The 15444-nt window shown below is 70.6% G+C and carries 13 protein-coding genes; 4 read left to right on the top strand and 9 right to left on the bottom strand.

What is annotated here, in order from left to right; translation table 11 throughout:
• Positions 1–66 precede the first annotated feature (66 nt).
• The 3 genes from ACFXOM_RS23765 to ACFXOM_RS23775 all read right to left on the bottom strand — a co-directional run bounded on the left by ACFXOM_RS23765 (position 67) and on the right by ACFXOM_RS23775 (position 3248).
• Positions 67–1092 (bottom strand): 6-phosphofructokinase, encoded by a 1026-nt coding sequence (locus ACFXOM_RS23765; RefSeq protein ID WP_384934713.1) that lies wholly within the window; start codon positions 1090–1092, stop codon positions 67–69.
• Between the two features lie 159 nt (positions 1093–1251).
• Positions 1252–1983, bottom strand: coding sequence for a type 1 glutamine amidotransferase (locus ACFXOM_RS23770; RefSeq protein WP_384934716.1), 732 nt, complete (start codon positions 1981–1983; stop codon positions 1252–1254).
• Positions 1984–2000: 17 nt separating this feature from the next.
• A complete protein-coding gene (locus ACFXOM_RS23775; RefSeq protein ID WP_384934719.1) occupies positions 2001–3248 on the bottom strand; it encodes a MurT ligase domain-containing protein in 1248 nt (415 codons plus the stop codon).
• Positions 3249–3374: 126 nt separating this feature from the next.
• Between ACFXOM_RS23775 and def the strand changes: the two genes are divergently transcribed.
• Entirely contained in the window at positions 3375–3947 is a 573-nt protein-coding gene (gene def, locus ACFXOM_RS23780; RefSeq protein ID WP_384945169.1) for a peptide deformylase, read from the top strand.
• A 114-nt stretch (positions 3948–4061) separates the two neighbouring features.
• Here def and ACFXOM_RS23785 read toward each other — a convergent pair whose 3' ends face one another.
• Entirely contained in the window at positions 4062–4709 is a 648-nt protein-coding gene (locus tag ACFXOM_RS23785) for a TetR family transcriptional regulator (protein ID WP_384934724.1), read from the bottom strand.
• A gap of 164 nt (positions 4710–4873) precedes the next feature.
• On the opposite strand from ACFXOM_RS23785, the gene ACFXOM_RS23790 reads away from it, so the two are divergent.
• A complete protein-coding gene (locus ACFXOM_RS23790; protein ID WP_384934727.1) occupies positions 4874–6100 on the top strand; it encodes an acyl-CoA dehydrogenase family protein in 1227 nt (408 codons plus the stop codon).
• A gap of 55 nt (positions 6101–6155) precedes the next feature.
• Here the strand turns inward: ACFXOM_RS23790 and ACFXOM_RS23795 are convergent, their stop codons facing one another.
• Positions 6156–6644: a glutathione peroxidase gene (locus tag ACFXOM_RS23795; RefSeq protein WP_384934730.1), complete on the bottom strand. Its 489-nt coding sequence runs from the start codon at positions 6642–6644 to the stop codon at positions 6156–6158.
• A 94-nt stretch (positions 6645–6738) separates the two neighbouring features.
• Between ACFXOM_RS23795 and ACFXOM_RS23800 the strand changes: the two genes are divergently transcribed.
• A complete protein-coding gene (locus ACFXOM_RS23800; protein ID WP_384934732.1) occupies positions 6739–7146 on the top strand; it encodes a hypothetical protein in 408 nt (135 codons plus the stop codon).
• Between the two features lie 20 nt (positions 7147–7166).
• Here the strand turns inward: ACFXOM_RS23800 and ACFXOM_RS23805 are convergent, their stop codons facing one another.
• A complete protein-coding gene (locus ACFXOM_RS23805; RefSeq protein ID WP_384934734.1) occupies positions 7167–8039 on the bottom strand; it encodes an acyl-CoA thioesterase in 873 nt (290 codons plus the stop codon).
• A gap of 11 nt (positions 8040–8050) precedes the next feature.
• Positions 8051–10564 carry a DEAD/DEAH box helicase gene (locus ACFXOM_RS23810; RefSeq protein ID WP_384934737.1) on the bottom strand — a complete coding sequence of 838 codons (2514 nt, stop codon included), beginning with the start codon at positions 10562–10564 and terminating at the stop codon, positions 8051–8053.
• A 120-nt stretch (positions 10565–10684) separates the two neighbouring features.
• Between ACFXOM_RS23810 and ACFXOM_RS23815 the strand changes: the two genes are divergently transcribed.
• A complete protein-coding gene (locus ACFXOM_RS23815; protein WP_384934739.1) occupies positions 10685–11476 on the top strand; it encodes a metal-dependent hydrolase in 792 nt (263 codons plus the stop codon).
• Positions 11477–11763: 287 nt separating this feature from the next.
• Here the strand turns inward: ACFXOM_RS23815 and ACFXOM_RS23820 are convergent, their stop codons facing one another.
• Entirely contained in the window at positions 11764–13545 is a 1782-nt protein-coding gene (locus ACFXOM_RS23820; RefSeq protein WP_384934742.1) for an ABC transporter ATP-binding protein, read from the bottom strand.
• Complete coding sequence (locus ACFXOM_RS23825; protein WP_384934745.1) at positions 13542–15368, bottom strand: ABC transporter transmembrane domain-containing protein; 1827 nt, start codon at positions 15366–15368, stop codon at positions 13542–13544. The genes ACFXOM_RS23820 and ACFXOM_RS23825 overlap by 4 nt, the downstream gene beginning before the upstream one ends.
• Positions 15369–15444: the final 76 nt, after the last annotated feature.

The raw sequence follows: 15444 nt of genomic DNA on the forward strand, positions 1-15444 counted from the left end.
CACAAGACTAGAACCGCCCCCGGCCGACGCATCGACCGGGGGCGGTTCCCTTCTCATGCTCCAGGTTCAGAGGACGCACTCGGCCTCGGCGTACCGCTCGGCGGGCACGGTCTTCAGCGTCTCCACGGCCTGCGCCAGCGGCACCATGGTGATGTCCGTGCCGCGCAGGGCCGTCATCATGCCGAACTCGCCGCGGTGCGCGGCCTCCACCGCGTGCCAGCCGAACCGGGTGGCGAGCACCCGGTCGTACGCGGTCGGCGTACCGCCGCGCTGGACGTGGCCGAGGATCACCGGGCGGGCCTCCTTGCCGAGCCGCTGCTCCAGCTCGACGGAGAGCTGCCGCGCGACACCGGCGAAGCGCTCGTGGCCGTACATGTCCTTGCCGCCCTCGTCGAAGTCCATGGACCCCTCGCGCGGCTTCGCGCCCTCGGCGACCACGACGATCGCGAACCGCTTGCCCGCCTCGAACCGCTCACCGACCCGCTTGGACAGCTCGTCGATGTCGAAGGGGCGCTCCGGCACGACGATGGCGTGGGCACCCGCGGCCATGCCGGAGTGCAGCGCGATCCACCCCGTGTGGCGACCCATGACCTCGACGATCAGCACCCGCTGGTGCGATTCGGCGGTGGTCTTCAGCCGGTCCAGCGCGTCCGTCGCGACACCGACGGCGGTGTCGAAACCGAAGGTCACGTCGGTCGACGCGATGTCGTTGTCGATGGTCTTCGGCACCCCGACGATCGGCAGGCCCGCCTGGGAGAGGAGGTTGGCCGCCTTGAGCGTGCCTTCACCGCCGATGGGGATGATCGCGTCCAGCCCGAGCTCGGCGACGTGGCCCTTGGCGCGCTCGACACCGTCGACGAGGTGCGCCGGCTGCACGCGGGACGAGCCGAGGATCGTGCCGCCGCGGGCGAGGATGCCGCCGACGGCGTCCAGGTCGAGCTTGCGGTAGTCGCCCTCCAGCAGGCCCTTCCAGCCGTCGTGGAAGCCGATGACCTCGTCGCCGTGGTCGACGACGGCTCGGTGCACGACGGAGCGGATGACCGCGTTCAGACCGGGGCAGTCGCCGCCGGAGGTGAGAACACCAATGCGCATAGCCCGAATACCTTTGCAAACGTGGGCCGACGACCGGACCACGTCGTCCGGTTGGATCCCCGCCACCCTACCGGCGCAAGGCGGTGGGGACCGAACCGGATGTCCGCACCGTGGACACCGTAGATTCGTACGAACGGGCCCGCGGGACGGACCGGGCCGTCAGCCGGTCGCCTCGGTGGCCGCCGCGATCCGCTCCGCGCGCAGCGCCTCGTACCACCGGTCGTCCGTCGGCGGCAGCGCGTTCACGTCGAGCGCCAGCTTCAGCAGCAGGTCCGCGATCTGCGGGTTGCGGGCCATCACGGGACCGTGCATGTACGTACCGAAGACGGTGTCGTTGTACGCGCCCTCGGTGCCGTCGCCGGTGCCGTTGCCCCTGCCGAAGACGGTGCGGGCGAACGGACGGGCCGTCGGCCCGAGGTGGGTGATGCCCTGGTGGTTCTCGAAGCCGGTGAGCTGGGGCAGGCCGAGACGCGGATCGATGTCCGCGAGGACGTCGCCCACGCAGCGCTCGCCCTCGCCCCGGGTGGAGACGACGTCGATCAGACCGAGCCCGGGCTCGCGCTCGCCGAGGTCGTTGATGAACTCGTGGCCGAGGATCTGGTAACCGGCACAGACCGAGAAGATGATCGCACCGTTGGACGCGGCTCGACTGAGGCCGCCGTCACGGCGCAGCCGCTCCGCCGCGAGCCGTTGCGGTCGGTCCTCCCCGCCGCCGATCAGATAGATGTCGCCGGAGGTCGGCACCGGCTGGTCACTGCGCACGTCGACGCGCATGACGTCGAGGCCGCGCTGGCGGGCCCGGCGCTCCACGACCAGGGCGTTGCCCTGGTCCCCGTACGTGCTGAGCAGGTCCGGGTAGACCCAGACCAGGCGCAGACTGCTGTCGCTCATGCTCGATTCCTCTGCGATCAGTTGCCGACGCGGCGGCGTACGTCCTGGAAGGCGGTGTAGTTGGCGATGAGCTCGATCCGTCCGGGTGGGGCGAGCTGCACGGCCTCTTCGACGGTGTCGCAGACCCGGAAGTCCAAGCCCGCGACCTCCAGCCGCACCGCCAGGTCCAGCCTGCGGTCGCCGATCACGAAGATCGGGTGGCCGGCGAGGCGGGTGTAGTCGACGTCCCACAGCCAGGAGGTGTCGGTGCCGTCCGCGCCCCGGGCGTTGACGGAGAGGATCACCGGGGTCGGCGGCGGGTCGATCAGCGAGAACGTCTCGAGCCAGCCGGCCGGGTTCTTCGCCAGCAGCAGGCGTACGTCGCGGCCGAGGAACGACACGACGTCGTAGCGGCCGGCCACCGCCTGCACCTGGTACATGCGCTCCAGGGCGACCTGCGGGGGGACCCCGAAGACCGCGGCGACCGCCGCGGACGTCGCCGCGTTCGCCTTGTTGGCCCGGCCCGGGAGTTGCAGGTGGATCGGCCACGCGGAGCCGTGCGGATCGAGCACGTGGTCACCGTTGAGCGCCCAGCTCACCGCGGGCCTGCGGAAGCCGCACTCCCCGCAGAACCAGTCGTCGCCGGGCCGCTGCATGACGCCGCCGCAGGCGGGACAGGACCATGCGTCGTCCTTCCACTCCTGGCCGGCGGCGACCCAGACGACGTTGGGGGAGGAGGACGCGGCCCACACGATCAGCGGGTCGTCCGCGTTGGCCACGACGACGGCCTTGGTGCCGGCCAGGCCCTCGCGCCACTTCTCCGCGAGCATCCGGGTCTCCGCCGCCCGGTCCAATTGGTCGCGGGAGAGGTTGAGCAGCGCGATGGCCTTGGGAGTGGTGTCGCGGGCGACGCCGGCCAGGTACTTCTCGTCCACCTCGATCACGCCGTACCTCGCGTCCGAGCCGCCGGCCAGGGCCGAGGTGATGCCCGCCGGCATGTTCGCGCCCAGGGCGTTCGACACGACCGGGCCGCTCGCGCGCAGCGCTTCGGCAATGAGGCGCGTGGTGGTGGTCTTGCCGTTCGTCGCCGACACCAGGACGACGTCGAGGTGCTGTGCCAGCGCGCTCAGCAGGTCCGGGTCGAGCTTGAGTGCCACCCGACCGCCGATCACCGATCCGCTGCCGCGCCCCGCCGCGCGCGACACTGCCGCCGCAGCCTTGCCCGCCGTCACGGCCAGCTTCGCCCGTGGCGACAGCGGCTCTGTGTTGCCAGGCTGTCCTGCCATCGTCCTTGATCCTCCTTGCGTCGGTCGGGGCTCAGCCTATCGAGATCCGGCCAGCAGCCCGAACGGCGGACCCGTCGTAAAAGCAGGAGGTCATCGCGCAGGTTCCGGGAACGTACCCTTACCGCCATGCGAAACCGGCCGATCCCCGGCAGTTCCGGACTCGTACGAGCCATGAGCCTGCTCGGAGATCCCGTGCTGCACACGCCCTGTGAACCCGTCACGGACTTCGGTCCGTCGCTGGCGAGGCTCATCGAGGACATGTTCGCGACGATGTACGCGGCCCAGGGTGTGGGTCTGGCGGCGAACCAGATCGGCGTCCCACTGCGGGCGTTCGTCTACGACTGCCCCGATGACGATGACGTCCGCCATCTCGGGCACGTGGTCAACCCGCGACTGGTCACCGCGGACGGCATCACCGTGCGGGGGTCCGAGGGGTGCCTGTCGCTCCCCGGCGTCGAGGCGGGCACGCCGCGGTTCGACCACGCGGTGGTCGAGGGAGTGACGTCGGACGGCGAGCCGGTACGGGTGGACGCTACGGGATTCTTCGCACGGTGCCTGCAGCACGAGTGCGACCACCTCGAGGGAGGCGTGTACCTGGACCGGGTCACGGGTTGGCGGCGTGCCCGCGCGGTGCGAGCGGTCCGCCGCACGCCCTGGGGGCGCGGCGCGGACGTCCCGCCGCCGCACCCCCGCGCGTAGTCCACGTCGGCCTTCCCCGGTCGGGAACCGCCGGATCCGCCCGCGATCGCGGGACTTTGACCCGGTGCGCGCGGCGACGCGCGTCCGGTCCCCGCCACGGGCTCGGGCCCCAGGTCAGAACCCGGGGCTTCCCGGGCGGTCCTCCGCCAGGGAGAGTCTGCCCCACAGCAGGTCCGCCAGGCTGGTGACCAGCTGGGCGCGTGTGCAAGGGCGTTCGCCGAGCCACCAGTCGCCCGCACCGTGCATCATGCCGACGATGCCGTGGCCCCAGATCCGGGCCAGTTCGTCGCCGCCGGGACCGAGGTCCACCCGTTCGGCGATGACCGTGGCGAGTTCTTCGCCGAGTCGGCGGAGCAACGGGACGGAGTGGCGGCCGACGTCGAAGCCCTGCTCGGACTGCTGGGAGTCCTCGGCGGGGTGCATGAGGAAGCGGTAGACCTGCGGGCGGGCCTCGATGGCCGCGAGGTAGGTGTCCAGTGTGTGCTCGACCCGCTCGCGCCGGTCGACGCTGGCGTCGATCGCGTTGCGCAGAGCGGCCAGCAGGCCGTCCGTGTGGCGCTTGGCGAGGGCACGGTACAAGCCGCTCTTGTCGCCGAAGTGGCGGTAGAGGATCGGCTTGGTGATGCCGGCCTCGGCGGCGATGGCGTTCATGGAGGCCTTCGGGCCCTCCCGGAGCACCACGCGGTCCGCTGCTTCGAGCAGCTCCCGCCGCCGCTGGTCGGCCGACCGCTGCTGCTCGGTCTGCTGAGTGGTGGTCTCCATAGGTGTCTCCCCGCCCGTGCGATATCCGTGAGGCCAGCGAAACGTAACACTCCGCAGGGGATGGTCGTGGGGTGCAGGGGGGATGGTTGACACGGCCTACTAACCAGTAACAGACTGCGGTTACCGCCAGTAACAAGCGTGGGGCAAGCACTTCAGGAGGGGACATGACCGAGTTCGCGCTCGATCTCAACGACGATCAGAAGCAGGTCCGGGACTGGCTGCACGGATTCGCCAGGGATGTGATCCGCCCGGCCGCCGCGGAGTGGGACGAGCGCGAGGAGACGCCCTGGCCGGTCATCCAGGAGGCCGCGAAGGTCGGCATCTACTCGCTGGACTTCTATGCCCAGCAGTACTTCGACCCCACGGGGCTCGGCATCCCGGTGGCCCTGGAGGAGCTCTTCTGGGGGGACGCCGGCATCGCCCTCTCCATCGTCGGCACCGGCCTGGCCGCCGTCGGGGTCCTCGCCAACGGCACCGAGGAGCAGATCGGCACCTGGATCCCCCAGATGTACGGCGACGTCAACGACGTGAAGGTCGCGGCGTTCTGCTCGTCCGAGCCCGACGCCGGGTCCGACGTGGGATCGATGCGCACCCGCGCCGTCTACGACGAATCCAAGGACGAATGGGTCCTGAACGGGACCAAGACCTGGGCGACCAACGGCGGGATCGCAGGCGTCCACGTCGTCGTCGCCGTGGTCGACCCCACACTCGGCACCAAGGGGCACGCCTCCTTCATCGTGCCCCCGAACACGCCGGGCCTCTCGCAGGGGCAGAAGTTCAAGAAGCACGGCATCCGCGCCTCGCACACCGCCGAGGTCGTCCTGGAGGACGTCCGCGTCCCCGGCCACTGCCTCCTCGGCGGCAAGGAGAAGCTCGACGAGCGGCTCGCGCGCGCCCGTGAGAACGCCAAGTCGGGCGGTGCGGGTACGAAGAACGCCGCCATGGCCACCTTCGAGGCGTCCCGCCCCGCGGTCGGGGCCATGGCCGTCGGCACCGCGCGGGCCGCGTACGACTACGCGCTCGAGTACGCCAAGGAGCGCCGCCAGTTCGGCCGCCCGATCGTCGACAACCAGGGCGTCGCCTTCCAGCTGGCCGACATGCGTACGCAGATCGACGCCGCCCGGTTGTTGGTGTGGCGAGCCTCCTGGATGGCGGTGAGCGGCAAGCCCTTCACGGCCGCCGAGGGGTCGATGTCCAAGCTGTTCGCCAGTGAGGTGGCCAAGAAGGTCACGGCCCAAGCCGTCCAGATCCTCGGAGGCAACGGCTTCACCCGGGAGTACCCCGTGGAGCGCATGCACCGGGACGCCGCCATCTACACCATCTTCGAAGGCACCAGCGAGATCCAGCGCCTGGTGATAGCCCGCACGCTGGCCGGCGTGCCGATCCGCTGACGCAACGACGGGCGCGCCGGTCCAACGCAGGACCGGCGCACCCGCAGGCCACGGCTCAGACGGGCAGCCGGGCCTCGATCTCCGCGACGAGCTCCGGGGCCTCCGGCTCCACGCGCGGCCGGAACCTGCCCACGACCTCGCCCTCCGGCGAAACGAGGAACTTCTCGAAGTTCCACTGGACGTCACCGGCCTCGCCGTCGGCGTCCGCGAACCGGGTCAACTCGGTGTAGAGCGGGTGTCGGTGCTCCCCGTTCACCTCCGCCTTCTCCAGCAGCGGGAAGGTGACGCCGTAGGTCGCCGAGCAGAACGTGCCGATGTCCTCCGCGCTGCCGGGCTCCTGGCCGGCGAACTGGTTGCAGGGTACGCCGAGCACCGTGAAACCCCGCTCGCCGTAGCTCTTCTGCAGCCGTTCCAGACCCTCGTACTGCGGTGTGAGGCCGCAGCGGGACGCGACGTTCACGACGAGCACCACCTTGCCGCGGTGGTCGCCGAATGATGTCTCGTCACCGGTGAGGGTGCGCAGCGGAAGTTCATACAGGGACATCTGGGACTCCTTCGTGCCTCGTGTTTATGTGTCTCTTATTCTTCGTGTAGCGTGCGCGCGTTCGAATCAGATCGCGATCCCGAGGATGCCGTACATGACCGCACCCACGCCCCCCGCCGCCCCGCAGGACCCGAACTTCCCGCAGGGGCAGCCGATGCCGGGCGCAGCCCCGGAGCCGGCGCCCGCCAAGAAGGGCAAGGTCAAGAAGATCATCGGCGTGGTCGCCCTCCTCATCATCGCCGCCGTGGTGAAGTTCGGCATCGGCTACGCCTTCAACGGCCCGGTCCACGCCGAGGCCGGCGAGTGCGTCTCCGTCACCGGGTCGGAGAACGACCCCGACGTCAAGACGAAGGACTGCGGCGACAAGGACGCCAACTACAAGGTGAGCAAGGTCGTGGAGAACACCTTCGACACCAACTCCTGCGGTGCGAACGAGGACGCCCTCGCGCAGCAGTACGGCTCCGAGAAGTTCGTGCTCTGCCTCCAGCCGCTGAAGAAGTAAGGGCGACGCGGGCCGGGCGCTCAGCCGCCCAGCCTGCGGAAGAGTCCCTCCTGCACGACCGAGACGAGCAACCGGCCACGCCGGTCGTAGATCCGGCCGCGCGCCAGTCCCCGGCCGCCCGCGGCGACCGGGGACTCCTGGTCGTACAGGAACCACTCGTCCGCCCGGAACGGCCGGTGGAACCACATCGCGTGGTCCAGAGACGCCATGTCGAAGCCCCGCCGCCCCCAGAGCGGCTCGACCGGGATGCGGACCGCGTCCAGGAGGGTCATGTCGGAGGCGTACGTCAGCGCGCACGTGTGCACCAGCGGGTCGTCGCCCAGCGGTCCCACCGCGCGCATCCACACCGCACTGCGTGGATCGGCGTCCTTGACCTCTTCCGGGGTCCAGCGGAGTCGGTCGACGTACCGGATGTCGAAGGGCTGCCGGCGCGCCATCCGCTCCAGCGTCTCCGGAAGCGCCCCCAAGTGCTCGCGGATCTCGTCCGATAGCGTCGGCAGCGTTTCCGGGGCGGGGAAGTCCAGCCGCGGCGGCAACTGGTGATCGAACCCCGCCTCCTCCGGCTGGTGGAACGACGCCGTCAGATTGAAGATCGTGCGGCCCTGCTGGACGGCGGTGACCCGCCGGGTCGTGAACGACCGGCCGTCCCTGACCCGTTCGACCTGGTAGACGATCGGCACGCCGGGCCGCCCGGGCCGCAGGAAGTACGCGTGCAGGGAATGGACCGGACGTGCACCGTCGACCGTCCTGCCCGCCGCGACCAGGGCCTGTCCCGCCACCTGCCCGCCGAAAACCCGCTGCAGCGATTCGTCGGGACTCAGCCCGCGGAAGATGTTGACCTCGATCTGCTCCAGGTCGAGCAGGTCGACGAGCCGCTCGGCGGGATTGGTCATGGTCCGTCCTTTCACCAATGTCCGACCGATGTGACCCGGACGACAGCCCTGCCCTCTTCGTCGGATGCCGCCAGGTCGACCTCCGCGCTGATGCCCCAGTCATGGTCGCCCTCGGGGTCGGCGAACGTCTGCCGCACCCGCCACAACCCGTGCTCCGGGTCCTCCTCGATGGACAGGAGCTTCGGCCCGCGGGCGTCAGGACCGGTGCCCAGGTCGTCGTACTCGTCCCAGTACGCGTCCATCGCCTCGCCCCAGGCGTCCTCGCCCCACCCGGACTCCCCGTCCAACTCGCCCAGCTCGGCGACGTGGTCGAGCGCGGCCAGCTCCACGCGGCGGAACATCGCGTTGCGCACCAACACCCGGAACGCACGGGCGTTCGCCGTGACCGGCTTGACCTGGTCGGCCTTCTCCTGGGCCTCCTCCGCGGTCTCCACCTCGGGATTGGCCAGCTGTTCCCACTCGTCCAGGAGGCTGGAGTCGACCTGCCGGACCATCTCACCCAGCCAGGCGATCAGGTCCTGGAGGTCCTCGGTCTTCTGGTCGTCCGGGATGGTGTGGTCCAGGGCCTTGTAGGCGCTCGCCAGGTACCGCAGCACGATGCCCTCGGTACGGGCCAGCTCGTAGAAGGACGTGAACTCCGTGAAGGACAGCGCCCGCTCGTACATGTCGCGGATGACGGCCTTCGGCGACACCGGATGGTCACCGACCCAGGGGTGCGACTTCCGGTAGAGGTTGTACGCGTGCCACAGGAGCTCCTCCAGCGGCTTCGGGTAGGAGATGTCCTGGAGCCGCTCCATGCGCTCTTCGTACTCCACCCCGTCCGCCTTCATCGCGCCGACCGCCTCGCCGCGGGCCTTGTTCTGCTGGGCCGCCAGGATCTGACGGGGGTCGTCCAGCGTCGACTCGACCACGGACACCATGTCGAGGGCGTACGAAGGGGATTCCGGGTCCAGCAGGTCGAAGGCCGCGAGGGCGAAGGTGGACAGCGCCTGGTTCAGTGCGAAGTCCTGCTGGAAGTCGACGGTGAGGCGGACGATCCGGCCCTGGGCGTCGGGCGTTTCGAGCCGCTCCACGATGCCGCCGTCGAGGAGGGAGCGGTAGATCGCGATGGCCCTGCGGATGTGCTTCAGCTGCTGCCTGCGCGGCTCGTGATTGTCCTCCAGCAGCGTGCGCATCGCGTCGAAGGCGTTGCCCGGGCGGGCGATCACCGACAGCAGCATGGCGTGGGTGACCTTGAAGCGGGAGGTCAGCGGCTCCGGATCGGAGGCGATGAGCTTCTCGAAGGAATTCTGCGTCCAGCCGACGAAGCCCTCCGGAGCCTTCTTGCGGACCACCTTCCGCTTCTTCTTGGGGTCGTCCCCGGCCTTGGCCAGGGCCTTCTCGTTCTCGATGACGTGTTCGGGTGCCTGGGCGACGACGAATCCGGCGGTGTCGAAGCCGGCCCGTCCCGCACGGCCCGCGATCTGGTGGAACTCGCGGGAACGCAGGACTCGCACCCGGTTGCCGTCGTACTTGGTGAGGGCGGTGAACAGCACCGTGCGGATGGGGACGTTGACTCCGACGCCCAGCGTGTCCGTACCGCAGATGACCTTCAGCAGGCCGGCCTGCGCGAGCTTCTCCACGAGCCGACGGTACTTCGGCAGCATACCGGCGTGGTGCACCCCGATCCCGTGCCGGACGTAACGGGAGAGGTTGCGGCCGAACTTGGTGGTGAAGCGGAAGTTTCCGATCAGTTCGGCGATCTGGTCCTTCTCCTCGCGGGTGCACATGTTGATGCTCATCAGCGACTGTGCCCGTTCGACCGCCTGCGCCTGGGTGAAGTGCACGATGTAGACCGGGGCCTGCTTGGTCTCCAGCAGCTCGGTCAGCGTTTCGGTGATCGGCGTCGTGCGGTACTCGTACGACAGCGGTACCGGGCGGGTGGCCGAGCGCACGACGGCCGTGTCGCGCCCGGTGCGACGGGTCAGGTCCTTCTCGAACATCGAGACGTCACCGAGCGTCGCCGACATCAGCACGAACTGTGCCTGCGGCAGCTCGAGCAGCGGGATCTGCCAGGCCCAGCCGCGGTCCTGCTCCGCGTAGAAGTGGAACTCGTCCATCACGACCTGGCCGATGTCCGCGTCCTTGCCGTCACGCAGCGCGATGGAGGCCAGCACCTCCGCGGTGCAGCAGATGACGGGCGCGTCCGCGTTGACGGAGGCGTCCCCGGTGAGCATGCCGACGTTCTCGGTGCCGAACAGCTTGCAGAGGTCGAAGAACTTCTCCGAGACCAGTGCCTTGATCGGCGCCGTGTAGAACGTGACCTCGTCGCGGGCCAGCGCTGCGAAGTGCGCACCCGCCGCGACCAGGCTCTTTCCGGACCCTGTGGGGGTGGAGAGGATCACGTTGGCCCCGGAGACCACTTCGATCAGTGCCTCCTCCTGGGCCGGGTAGAGCGAGATCCCCCGGTCCTGCGCCCAGGACGAGAAGGCTTCGAAGAGGGTGTCGGGGTCGGCGTCCGGCGGGAGCTGATCGATGAGGGTCACGCCCCCATCTTGCCTGGCTTCCGGCACGGACCGGGAACCGGCTGCCCGCCCGAAGATCGCTACCGCTACGCTGTCCCGTCAACTGGTTCGTGGGAAACAGCAGATGGGGCGGGAACGAGCATGATGGGACCGGCACACTCCCTGTCCGGGGCGGCAGCCTGGCTGGGGGTGGGTGCGGCGGCCGCCGCCGCGGGGCATCCGATGCCGTGGCCCGTCCTCGTCGTCGGAGCACTGATCTCCGCGGGTGCGGCGCTCGCGCCGGACCTGGACCACAAGGCCGCGACGATCTCCCGCGCCTTCGGGCCGGTCTCGCGCGGACTGTGCGAGGTCGTCGACAAGCTCTCGTACGCGGTCTACAAGGCGACGAAGAAGCCGGGCGACAAGCGGAGGACTGGCGGCCACCGCACGCTCACCCACACCTGGCTGTGGGCCGTGCTGATCGGTTCGGGAACGTCGGCACTGGCTTTGGTCGGCGGTCGTTGGGCGGTCCTCGCGATCCTCTTCGTGCACCTCGTGCTCGCGGTGGAGGGCCTGCTGTGGCGGGCCGCCAGGGTCAGCAGTGATGTGCTCGTGTGGCTGCTCGGTGCGACGAGCGCCTGGATCCTGGCCGACATATTGGACAAACCGGGCGGTGGTGCCGGGTGGTTGTTCACCGGTCCCGGCCAGGAGTACCTCTGGCTCGGCCTGCCGGTGGTCCTCGGTGCCCTGGTGCACGACATCGGTGACGCGATCACCGTCTCCGGTTGCCCGATACTGTGGCCGATCCCGGTCGGCAACAAGCGCTGGCACCCGGTGGGCCCTCCGAAGGGCATGCGTTTCAGGGCCGGGAGCTGGGTGGAGCTGAAGGTGCTGATGCCGGTGTTCATGTTGCTCGGGGGAGTGGGCGGAGTAGCGGCGCTCAACGTGATCTGAAGCGGTCGGCGCCGGGTGGACGACCCCGGAGTGCCGAAGGGGCGTCCGCGTCCCCCGTACGTCGTGCGGTCGTCCGGGCCCTCGAGCCCCGAGCACCCCAGGACAGAGCGGGCCACTCGCTCAGGACGATGCCCGGTGTTGCCAGGACGGTGCCCGGTGCTGCGCCCTCGAGCCGCGGCGCCGGGTGAGTCGGCTGCCGTCGCCGACCGTGTGCGGCGTTCCCGCGCCCTCCTCGTCGGGGACGGCGGCCTCCCTCCCGAGGCGCCGTCCCCTGTGCGTCGTCGGGCCTAACCGTGCCAAGACCTCCACAGCGCCGCGTACGCCCCGCCCGCCGCCACCAGCTCGGTGTGACTGCCCCATTCGCTGATGCGCCCGTTCTCGACGACCGCGATGACGTCGGCGTCGTGCGCAGTGTGCAGTCGGTGGGCGATCGCCACGACCGTCCTTCCGTCGAGGACGCGGGCCAGCGAGCGCTCCAGGTGCCGGGCGGCACGCGGATCCAACAACGACGTCGCCTCGTCGAGCACCAGGGTGTGCGGGTCGGCGAGGACCAGCCGTGCCAGCGCGACCTGCTGGGCCTGAGCAGGCGTCAGCGCCTGACCACCGGAGCCGACCTCGGTGTCGAGGCCGCCGTCCAGCGCCCGCGCCCAGCCGTCCGCCTCCACCGCGCCGAGCGCCGCCCACAGCTCCGCGTCCCCGGCCCCCGTCCGCGCGAGCAGCAGGTTGTCACGCAGCGAGCCGACGAAGACGTGGTGCTCCTGGTTCACCAGCGCCACGTGCGCACGCACCCGCTCCGCGGGCATCCGGGACAGCTCGGCGGACCCGAGGGTGACCCGACCGGCCCGCGGGGCGTAGATCCCCGCGAGGAGCCGTCCCAGCGTCGACTTGCCCGCGCCGGACGGCCCGACCAGCGCCAGCCGGGTGCCCGGCGCGACGTCCAGCGAGATCCGGTGGAGCACGTCGACGCCGTCTCGGTAGCCGAAGCGCACCTCGTCCGCGCGGACCGCGCGACCCTCGGGCCGCACCCGCCCGTCACCGGCGTCCGGTGCGACCTCCCGGACGCCCACCAGTCGCGCCAGTGACACCTGCGCCACCTGGAGCTCGTCGTACCAGCGCAGGATCAGGTTCACCGGGTCGACCATCATCTGGGCCAGCAGCGCGCCCGTCGTGAGCTGACCGATGCTGATCCAGCCCTGCAGGACGAACACGCCGCCGATCATCAGGACCGAACCGAGCACCGTCGCGTGCGTGGCGTTGATGACGGGGAAGAGCACGGACCGCAGCCACAGCGTGTAGCGCTCCCAGGCCGTCCACTCCTTGATCCGCTGGTCCGACAGGGCCACCCGACGTGCGCCCAGCCGGTGCGCCTCCACCGTCCGCCCGGCGTCGACCGTTTCGGCGAGCACCGAAGCGACGGCCGCGTACCCCGCGGCTTCCGAACGGTACGCCGACGGCGCCCGCTTGAAGTACCAACGGCACCCGACCACCAGGACCGGGACGGCCACCAGGACCGTGGGCGCCAGCGGCGGGGCGGTGACGGTCAGCCCACCGAGCAGCAGCACGATCCACAACACGCCGATCGTCAGCTGCGGGACAGCCTCGCGCATGGCATTGGCCAGCCGGTCGATGTCCGTGGTGATACGGGACAGCAGGTCTCCCGTACCGGCCCGCTCCAGCACCCCGGGCGGCAGCGCCACCGACCGCACGAGGAAGTCCTCGCGCAGGTCCGCCAGCATCCGTTCGCCGAGCACCGCACCGCGCAGCCGCACCAGTCGGACGAACACGGCCTGGACCAGCAGGGCCGCTCCGAATACGGCGACGGCGCGTCCGAGACGGAGCTCCTGCACACCGTCGGCGGCGCCCTCCACCAGCGATCCGAGCAGCCAGGGACCCACCATCGACGCCACGACGGCGACCGTGTTGACCCCGATCAGCAGGACGAAGGCACGGCGGTGCCGCCGCAGCAACTCGCGCACGTACGACCGCACGGTCGTCGGCGAACCCACCGGCAGGGTCGCCGCCGCACGGGGAGCCGCCGGGTCGTACTGCGGGGGTGCCACACCGATCATGCCGTCTCCTCGAAGTCGACCGCGTCGACGGCGGTCCCGTCCACGTCCCGTTCCAGGGCTGCTCGTTCCGACCTCGCGGACAGTTGTTCCACGTGGGGATCCCGGGTCACGACCGCCCGGTACCGGGGCTCGCCGCGCAGCAGTTCGCGGTGCCGGCCGACGGCCGTGACCGCGCCCTCGTGGACCAGCACCACCCGGTCGGCACGGTCGAGCAGCAGCGGGGAGGACGTGAACACGACGGTCGTGCGGCCCGTGCGCACCTCCTGCAGGCCGTCGGCGATCCGGGCTTCCGTGTGGGCGTCGACCGCCGAGGTCGGCTCGTCGAGCACCAGCACCTCCGGATCGGCGACCAGCGAGCGGGCCAGTGCGAGCCGCTGTCGCTGCCCGCCGGACAGCGACCGGCCGCGTTCGGTGATGGCCGCGGTCATCGGATCGCCTTCCGGCGAGGCCTGCGCGAGCGCGTCGAGCACATCGCCGCACTCGGCCGCGGCCAGTGCGACCGAGGCGGGAACGACCCCCGAGGAAGGCACGTCGAGCAGCTCGGTCAGCCGTCCCGACAACAGCACCGGGTCCTTGTCCTGGACCAGCACCGCCGACCGCGCGGCGGACAGGGGCAGGTCGTCGAGCGCCACCCCGCCCAGCAGGACGGACGGGACGCCGTCCGGCTCCGCCGGATGGCCGCCGAGGCGTTCCGCCATCCGACCCGCCGCGTCGGGATCACCACACACCACGGCGGTCAACAGCCCGCCCGGGGCGAGGAGCCCCGTGACCGGGTCGTACAGATCGCCCGTGAGCGCCCCGTCCGGTGTGCCCCCTGCCCCGGCCGTCACGCGCTCGAGCGAGAGCACGCGCGCTGCCCTGCGCGCCGACGGCCGGGAGAACGAGTAGGCCATGGAGATCTCCTCGACGTTGCGCAGCGGATACGTCAGCAGCATCACCGCGCTGTACACGGTGACCAGTTCGCCCACGCCGATGCGTCCTTCGCCGACCAGCCCGAGGCCGTACCAGACGACGCCGACCAGCAGCAGCCCCGGCAGCAGCACCTGCAGCGCCGAGATCAGCGACCACATCCGGGCGCTGCGCACGGCCGCCCTGCGCACCTCCTGCGAAGCCAGCCGGTAGCGCGTGAGGAACAGCTCCTCGCCGCCGATGCCGCGCAGCACGCGCAGACCGGCGACCGTGTCCGAAGCCAGCTCGGTGGCCCGGCCCGCCTTCTCCCGCTGGACGTCCGCGAGCCGAGTGGCCCGGGGCAGCAGCGGGAGCACACCGAGCGCCAGTACCGGGACGCCGAGGGCGACCACGACACCGAGTGCCGGCTGGTACACCAGCAGCGCCGCACAGACGAGGAGGAGGGTCAGGGCCGCCGCGAGGAACCGTGACACCGCCTCCACGAACCAGCCGATCTTCTCGACGTCTCCGGTGGACACGGCGACGACCTCACCAGCCGCCACCCGCCGGGTCAGCGCGGAGCCCAGCTCGGCGGTCTTTCGGGCCAGCAGTTGCTGCACCCGGGCCGCGGCGGTGATCCAATTGGTCACGGCCGCCCGGTGCAGCATGGTGTCGCCGATCGCGGTGCCGATCGTGGCGAGCGCGATGAGCCCGCCCGCGCGGGCCAGCCCGGAGCCGGAGCGATCCACCACGGCCTGCACGGCGAGACCGACCCCGTACGGCAGTGCCATCACGCAGACGAAGTGCGCCATGCCCCAGGCGAGGCACTTCAGCTGGCCGCGGAGCTGCCGCCTGCCCAGCCAGAACAGGAACCTGAGTCCTGACCGGACGTCCGGAATGCCCGGATCGGGAAAGGGGAGATCGCGAATCTGCATGGGGTCCCAGATCGTTCGGAACGAGCGCTCGGAGCTGCAAGGTTTGCTCTCCGCAGTCGTTCGTAGCAACCGGTTT

It is taken from the genome of Streptomyces sp. NPDC059169, from assembly GCF_042755225.1.
Taxonomy (GTDB): Bacteria; Actinomycetota; Actinomycetes; order Streptomycetales; family Streptomycetaceae; genus Streptomyces.